The organism is Pseudoroseomonas cervicalis ATCC 49957 (assembly GCF_000164635.1).
In the GTDB taxonomy this organism is placed as follows: domain Bacteria; phylum Pseudomonadota; class Alphaproteobacteria; order Acetobacterales; family Acetobacteraceae; genus Pseudoroseomonas; species Pseudoroseomonas cervicalis.
In genome coordinates this window covers 164,713-171,409 of record NZ_GG770777.1, presented here as the reverse complement: position 1 = coordinate 171,409, position 6,697 = coordinate 164,713, and the positions used below count along the sequence as shown (strand labels likewise).

Sequence of the window (6,697 nt, the reverse complement as noted above, 5' to 3'; positions counted from 1 at the left end):
CCTGCGCGGCCACGCCCTGCCCGCCGGCCAGCGCCTCGGCTGAGATGCCGCGCTACGCCCTGCTCGTCGAGTTCGACGGCGCGCCCTTCGTCGGCTGGCAGCGCCAGCCCAGCGGCCTGTCGGTGCAGCAGGTGCTGGAGGAGGCGGCGTCGCCGCTGAACCAGGGCCAGCCCGCCGCCACCCAGGCCGCCGGCCGCACCGATTCCGGCGTGCATGCCGAGGGCATGGTGGTGCAGATCGACATCGCCCAGGCGCTCGACCCGGTGCGGCTGCGCGAGGCGCTGAACTACCACACCCGGCCGCACCCGGTCGCCGTGCTCGGCGTGGCGGTGCCGCCGGCGGAGTGGTCGGCGCGCTTTTCCTGCATCGGCCGGGCCTATCGCTACCGCATCCTGAACCGCCGGCCGCGCCCGGCGCTGCAGGCCGGGCGGGTCTGGCATGTCGGCCCCGCCCTCGACGCCGCGGCGATGCACGCGGCGGCGCAGGGGCTGCTCGGCAAGCATGACTTTTCCGCCTTCCGCGCCGCCTCCTGCCAGGCGAAGCACGCGCTGCGCACCCTGGACCGGCTGGATGTCCGCCGCGAGGGCGAGGAGGTGGTGATCCACACCGCCGCGCGCAGCTTCCTGCACCACCAGGTGCGCAACATGGTGGGCACGCTGGCGCAGGTCGGGCTGGGGCGGCAGGGCGTGGACTGGCCGCGCCGGCTGCTGGAAGCGCGCGAGCGCAGCCAGGCCGGGCAGACCGCCCCGGCGGAGGGGCTGACCTTCCTGGAAGCCCGCTACCAGGCGCCGCTGGACTGGCGGTGACGGGCGGCGGCGGCCGGCTCAGCGCAGCGTCTGCGGCTCCTCTTCGGCCCAGTCGCGCAGCAGGGTGAAGCCCACCGCCAGCAGCACCGGCCCCAGGAACAGGCCGAGGAAGCCGAAGGCGAAGACGCCGCCCAGCGCGCCCAGGATGGTCAGCAGCAGCGGCAGGTCGGCGCCGCGGCTGATCAGCCAGGGGCGGATGACATTGTCCACGCTGCTGATGCCGCCCGCGCCATAGACCAGCAGGAACAGCCCCCAGCCGGTGGAGCCCTGGCTGAACAGCCACAGCGCGGCGGGCAGCCAGACCAGCGGCGCCCCCACCGGCAGCACCGAGATGATGCCGGCGATCACCGCCAGCAGCGCCGGCTGCGGCACGCCGGAGATCCACAGCCCGAAGCCGGTCATCAGCCCCTGCGCCACCGCCGTGCCGAGCAGGCCATAGACCACGCCGGTGGTGACATTGGCGGTCAGCTGCACCAGCCGCCGCGCCTGCGCGCCGGCGATGCGCACCACCAGCCCCTCCAGCCCGGCCGCCATGCGCGGCCCGTCGCGGTAGAAGAAGAAGGAGAGCAGGATCGCCAGGATCAGCTCGGCCAGGCCGGACAGCACCGCCAGCAGCACCCCCAGCGCCTGCTGCGCGATCACCCCCGCATAGGGGCGCAGCATGTCGGTCAGCGGCGTGAAGTCCAGTTGCAGCGCGTCCCAGCGCTCGCGCAGGAACTCGCCCACCCAGGGGATGCGGCCGAGCCAGTCGCTGAGTCCCGGCAGGCCGGAGGCGATCAGATTCTCGACGCTGCTGCGCAGCCCCTCGATATCCTCGGCGCGGATCGGGGTGGCGAAGAGCAGCGGCAGCCCGACCAGCAGCATCTCCAGCGTCACCATCAGCAGCGCCGCCAGCCCGGGCGAGAGCCGCAGCCGGTCGCGCAGCGTGCGGTAGGCGGGCCAGGTGCAGAAGGCCAGGATGGCGGCCCAGAGCAGCGCCGAGAGGAAGGGGCGCAGCACCAGGAAGCAGCCGATCAGCAGCGCCGCCAGCGCCGCCAGCCCGAGCAGCCGCGCCGGCTGCAGCCCCCGCTCGGGGGAGGAAGAGGATTGCATGGCGCGACATTGCCCGAGCGCCCGCGCTTCCGCCAGCGCCGCCCCTGCCCCGTCACGCGGGCGTGCCCGGCCCTGTCCCGCGGGGCGGCACTTGTCTGACAACCCCTTGCGCTTCCCGCTGGGGCCTCTAGCGTGCCGGTCGCGCCACCGGGCCAGCCCGGCCAGCCCCGCAGAGGGCGGAACCAGGAGGAAGAGCATGCCGCGCTTCGCCGCGAATCTGTCGATGATGTTCCAGGAGCTGCCCTTCCTGGAGCGCTTCGCCGCCGCCCGCGCCGCCGGCTTCGAGGCGGTGGAGTTCCTCTTCCCCTACGACTTCCCGGCCGCCGAGATCGCCGCGCGGCTGGCCGACAACGGGCTGCAACAGGTGCTGTTCAACGCGCCCCCCGGCGACTGGGCGAAGGGCGAGCGCGGCACCGCCGCCCTGCCCGGACGGCGCGAGGAATTCCGCGACAGCATCCGCCGCGCGCTGGACTACGCCACCGTCCTGTCCTGCCCGCGGCTGCATGTCATGCCGGGCATCGCGCCGCAGGGTGTGGCGCATGACACGCTGACCGCGACCTATGGCGCCAATCTCGACTGGGCGGCGGAGGAATGCGCCAAGGCCGGCGTGAAGCCGGTGATCGAGCCGATCAACCAGCGCGACATCCCCGGCCTGTTCCTGAAGCGCCTGGACCAGGCCGCCGCCATCATCGAGGCCATCGGGCCGGAGCGGCTCGGCCTGCAGTTCGACCTCTACCACTGCCAGGTGAGCGAGGGCGACCTGGTCAAGCGCGTCGAGAAGCACCTGCCGATCATCGCGCACATGCAGGTGGCCGACGTGCCCGGCCGCCACGAGCCCGGCACCGGCGAGGTCGCCTGGCCCTATGTGTTCGAGCGCATCGACGCGCTCGGCTTCCGCGGCTGGATCGGCTGCGAATACCGCCCCCAGGGCGAGACCCTGGCCGGGCTCGGCTGGTTCGCCCCCTATCGCGCCGGCCAGGCCGCGCAGTGACACAGCAGACGGAGGTTTCGCCAATGAAGATCGGATTCATCGGGCTCGGCATCATGGGCCGGCCGATGGCGCTGCACCTGAAGCAGGCCGGGCATGACCTCTTCATCCCCGAGCGCGCCAGCCTGACGCCCGAGCTGCGCGCGGCGGCGAGCGTGCTGCCCGATGCCGCCGCGGTGGCCGGCGCGGCCGAGGTGGTGATCCTGATGCTGCCCGACACGCCCGATGTCGAGGCGGTGCTGTTCGGCGCGCGGGGCGTGGCCGAGGGTCTGAATCCCGGCACGCTGGTGATCGACATGAGCTCGATCAGCCCGACCGCCACCAAGGATTTCGCCGCGCGAATCCGCGCGCTGGGCTGCGACTATCTCGACGCGCCGGTCTCCGGCGGCGAGGTCGGCGCGAAGAACGCCTCGCTCACCATCATGGTGGGCGGTCCGCAGGCGGCCTTCGACCGCGCCACGCCGCTGTTCCAGGCGATGGGCAAGAACATCACCCTGGTGGGCGAGGAGAATGGCGCCGGCCAGACCTGCAAGGTCGCCAACCAGATCGTCGTCGCGCTGACCATCGAGGCGGTGGGCGAGGCGCTGGTCTTCGCCTCCAAGGCCGGCGCCGACCCGGCCAAGGTGCGGCAGGCGCTGATGGGCGGGCTGGCCACCTCGCGCATCCTGGAGCTGCATGGCGAGCGGATGATCAAGCGCAGCTTCGACCCCGGCTTCCGCATCGCGCTGCACCAGAAGGACCTGAACCTGGCGCTGCAATCGGCGAAGGAGCTGGGCGTCGCCCTGCCCAACACCGCCTCGACGCAGGCGCTGTTCTCGGCGGTCGTCGCCAATGGCGGCGGCGGGCTGGACCATTCCGGCCTGGTGCAGGCGCTGGAGCTGCTGGCCGCGCACAAGGTGGCGGGCGGCTGAGCCCGGCGGGGCGTGGCCGCCGTGCCGCGCCCCATGCCGCAGGGCGGGGCGGATTGATGGGGCCGCAACCGATTCCGCATTGCTATTGCGGCGCAATACAAGCAATTTGAGAAACAGCCGCGCCGGGCGAGACATCGCCGCGCGGTGCTGCTCCCCTCCGGTCGCGATCGCCAAGAGGTACCATGCGTTTCGCCGATATCGGCCAGCAGCTGCGGGCCTACCGTCTCGAGTCCGGGTTGCGGGCCGAGGAGATCGCGGCCCGCCTCGGCGTGTCGCGCGCCGCGCTCTACCGCTACGAGAAGGGCGAGGTAATCAAGCTCGACACCATCCGCCGGCTGGCCGAGCTGCTGAAGATTTCCCCCCTGTCGCTGCTGGGCATCGGCGTCGAGTATTTCTCCCGCCCCATCGCCTTCCAGGAGCGGCTGCGCCAGGTCGAGGAGCAGTCGGACCAGATCCTGCAGGTGGGCGGCGCCGTCTGCTACCAGACCACCACCGAGGCCTTCGACGGCGCGCTCGCCGAGGCCTGGGCCGAGGCCGCCGATTCGGCACCGGAACGGATCGCCGCGCGCGCCGCGGCCGACCAGGCGATGGGCCTGCTGACCGCGCGCAAGAAGCTGCACCAGTCGCGCCGCGCCACCATCATCGCCATGCTGTCCGAGGCGGCGCTGCGCCGCTTCCTGATGGATGGCGTGGCCGCCGGGCTGGCGCTGTCCGACCGCACCCGCACCCGCTGCCGCCTGGCCGCCCGAGCCGAGGCGGAGAGCATCGCCGGGCTGATGGAAAGCGTGCCGATCGGCCTGCAGCTCGGCCTGCTGGCCGGCGAGACGGCGGGCAATTTCCTGGTGCTGCGCGGGCGCGAGCGGGCGCATGTCTGCACCTCCCCCTTCCCGCCCGACCTGACCTCCAGCCCGGCCATCGGCGTCGGCACCATCACCGCGGCGGACGAGGCGGTGGCGGTGCATCAGCGCGTGGCCGAGGCCGCCTGGCGCCAGGCGCTGAAGGGCGCCGCCGCCGCCGCGCGGGTGCGCGACGTGATCCGCGAGGTCGGGCCGCGCTGAGCCCGCCATGCCGCCGGACCTGCCCGCCGGCCTGTTGATCGGGCTCAGCGTTGCCGTCCTGCTGCTGCTCTGGGTGCTGCTTCTGCGCATGGTCGGACGGCGGCTGCGACGGGCGCGCGCGGCGGCTCCGCCCCCGCCGCCACCGGCCGGCGACCCGGTGTTGCGCATCCCGCTGGTGGCCGCCTTCGCCGGCTGGCGCGGCCTGCCCTGGCTGGCCTGGGCGTCGAGCGACCTGCGGCCGCTGCTGGAACTGCACCCGGGGCACATGGCCTGCCGCGTGCTGCGGCTGCGCCGCCATCCCTACACGGCCATTGCGCGCGTCGACCACCGCAGCACCCGCGGCACCGAGAATGTCGTGCTGGAATTCCATGGCCGGCTCGCCAGCTTCGCCGGCAACACCGCCAACCGGGCCCTGGCGCGGCAGGCCATCGCCGCGCTGCGCGACCGCGGCTGCCCGCTCTCGCCACGCGCCGCCGCGCTGCTGGCCGAGCCGGGCTGAGCCGGCTCAGAGATCCAGCCGGGCCTCCATCACATCGTCATCCTCGGCCGAGCGGGCGACGCGGAAGCCGAGCGCGCGGACGAAGCCCAGCATCGGCTGGTTGTCGGCCAGCACCTGGCCCACCACCCGCTCCAGCCCCTGGGCGCGGCCCCAGTCGAACAGGCGCTGCATCAGGTGGCGCGCCAGCCCCTGGCCCTTCCAGCCGGGCAGGGTGACCACGGCGAACTCGCCCTGGGCGCCGCCGGGCTCGCGGATCAGCCGCGCCACGCCCACGGTGCGCGGCGGGCCGTCCGCCGGCTCCTCCACCGCGACGAAGGCCATCTCGCGGTCGTAGTCGATCTGCGTCATGCGGGCGATCTGCGCCGGCGGCAATTCCTTCAGCTGGCTGAAGAAGCGCCAGCGCACATCCTCCGGCGCCAGCTGGCGGAAGGCCTCGGCATGCGCCGCCGCATCCTCGGGGCGGATCGGCCGCACCACCAGGCGCCGCCCGTCCCGCGCCTGCCAGGGCTGCGCCAGCTCCGCTGGATAGGGCGGGATGGCCAGCGGGGAGACCTCGCCCGGCGGGTGCAGCCCGCCCGAGGCGTCGAGCGCCACCACGCCACGCTCATCGGCCAGCAGCGGGTTGACGATCAGCCCCTCGATCTCGGGGAAGTCCACGGCGATCTGCGACAGCCGCACCAGGGAATCGGCGACCAGGGAGAGATCGACCGGCGCGTGGTCGCGGAAGCCCTCCAGCAGCCGGATGGTGCGGGTGCGGCGCAGCATCGCAAACGCCAGGGTGCGGTTCAGCGGCGGCAGGTCGAAGGCGACGTCCGGCTCGAAATCCGAGGCGGTGCCGCCACGGCCATAGCCGATCCAGGGGCCGAACATCGGGTCGGTGCCGAGGCGCAGCCGCAGCTCATGGCTGCGCAGCGCCCCGGCGCCGGCCTGGCGCTGCACCAGGAAGCCCTGGATGCGCGCCTCCGGCCGCTTCGCCCGCACCTCGGCCAGCATGGCGTGCGCCGCCATGCGCAGCGAGGCGACATCCTTCAGCCCCAGCACCACCCCGCCGACCTCGGTCTTGCGCGGCAGGTCGGGGCTCAGCACCTTCAGCACCACCGGGAAGCCCAGCCGCATGGCGGCGGCGATGGCGCCATCGGCATCCGGCACGGCCTGGCCGGGGATCACCTTCTGGCCATAGGCCTCCAGCACCTCCAGCGCCTCGGCCTCGGTGAAGCCGGTGCGGCCCTCCCGGCGCAGCGCGTCGATCAGGGCGCGCACCCGGGCGCGGTCGGGCGCCAGCTCCAGCACCTCGCGCGGTGGCAGCTCGGCGGCGGCGGCGCGGTTGCGGCGATCCACCGCCA

7 protein-coding genes are annotated in these 6,697 nt (G+C 73.6%); 5 read left to right on the top strand and 2 right to left on the bottom strand.

The genetic code is table 11. From position 1 onward, the window contains the following. Positions 1-44: 44 nt before the first annotated feature. Complete coding sequence (truA, locus tag HMPREF0731_RS00740) at positions 45-806, top strand: tRNA pseudouridine(38-40) synthase TruA (protein WP_040612062.1); 762 nt, start codon at positions 45-47, stop codon at positions 804-806. Between the two features lie 18 nt (positions 807-824). On the opposite strand, the gene HMPREF0731_RS00735 is transcribed toward truA, so the two are convergent. Next, the gene (locus HMPREF0731_RS00735; RefSeq protein ID WP_007002055.1) at positions 825-1,898 is read right to left on the bottom strand and encodes an AI-2E family transporter; all 1,074 of its coding nucleotides are present in this window, start codon (positions 1,896-1,898) and stop codon (positions 825-827) included. Positions 1,899-2,094: 196 nt separating this feature from the next. Between HMPREF0731_RS00735 and otnI the strand changes: the two genes are divergently transcribed. The 4 genes from otnI to HMPREF0731_RS00715 all read left to right on the top strand — a co-directional run bounded on the left by otnI (position 2,095) and on the right by HMPREF0731_RS00715 (position 5,354). Continuing rightward, the gene (otnI, locus tag HMPREF0731_RS00730) at positions 2,095-2,889 is read left to right on the top strand and encodes a 2-oxo-tetronate isomerase (RefSeq protein WP_007002054.1); all 795 of its coding nucleotides are present in this window, start codon (positions 2,095-2,097) and stop codon (positions 2,887-2,889) included. Positions 2,890-2,912: 23 nt separating this feature from the next. Next, a complete protein-coding gene (locus HMPREF0731_RS00725; protein ID WP_007002053.1) occupies positions 2,913-3,797 on the top strand; it encodes a 2-hydroxy-3-oxopropionate reductase in 885 nt (294 codons plus the stop codon). Between the two features lie 182 nt (positions 3,798-3,979). Continuing rightward, positions 3,980-4,855, top strand: coding sequence for a helix-turn-helix domain-containing protein (locus HMPREF0731_RS00720; RefSeq protein ID WP_007002052.1), 876 nt, complete (start codon positions 3,980-3,982; stop codon positions 4,853-4,855). 7 nt (positions 4,856-4,862) lie between these two features. After that, a complete protein-coding gene (locus tag HMPREF0731_RS00715) occupies positions 4,863-5,354 on the top strand; it encodes a hypothetical protein (RefSeq protein ID WP_007002051.1) in 492 nt (163 codons plus the stop codon). 6 nt (positions 5,355-5,360) lie between these two features. Here HMPREF0731_RS00715 and HMPREF0731_RS00710 read toward each other — a convergent pair. Next, positions 5,361-6,697: GNAT family N-acetyltransferase (locus HMPREF0731_RS00710; protein ID WP_007002050.1), on the bottom strand; the 1,337-nt coding region annotated here is incomplete at its 5' end.

Bases quoted from the DNA above. Each gene is read 5' to 3' on its own strand.
- HMPREF0731_RS00725 (WP_007002053.1), top strand. From the start codon at position 2,913: ATGAAGATCGGATTCATCGGGCTCGGCATCATGGGCCGGCCGATGGCG.
- otnI (WP_007002054.1), top strand. From the start codon at position 2,095: ATGCCGCGCTTCGCCGCGAATCTGTCGATGATGTTCCAGGAGCTGCCC.
- HMPREF0731_RS00735 (WP_007002055.1), bottom strand. From the start codon at position 1,898: ATGCAATCCTCTTCCTCCCCCGAGCGGGGGCTGCAGCCGGCGCGGCTG.
- HMPREF0731_RS00720 (WP_007002052.1), top strand. From the start codon at position 3,980: ATGCGTTTCGCCGATATCGGCCAGCAGCTGCGGGCCTACCGTCTCGAG.
- HMPREF0731_RS00715 (WP_007002051.1), top strand. From the start codon at position 4,863: ATGCCGCCGGACCTGCCCGCCGGCCTGTTGATCGGGCTCAGCGTTGCC.
- truA (WP_040612062.1), top strand. From the start codon at position 45: ATGCCGCGCTACGCCCTGCTCGTCGAGTTCGACGGCGCGCCCTTCGTC.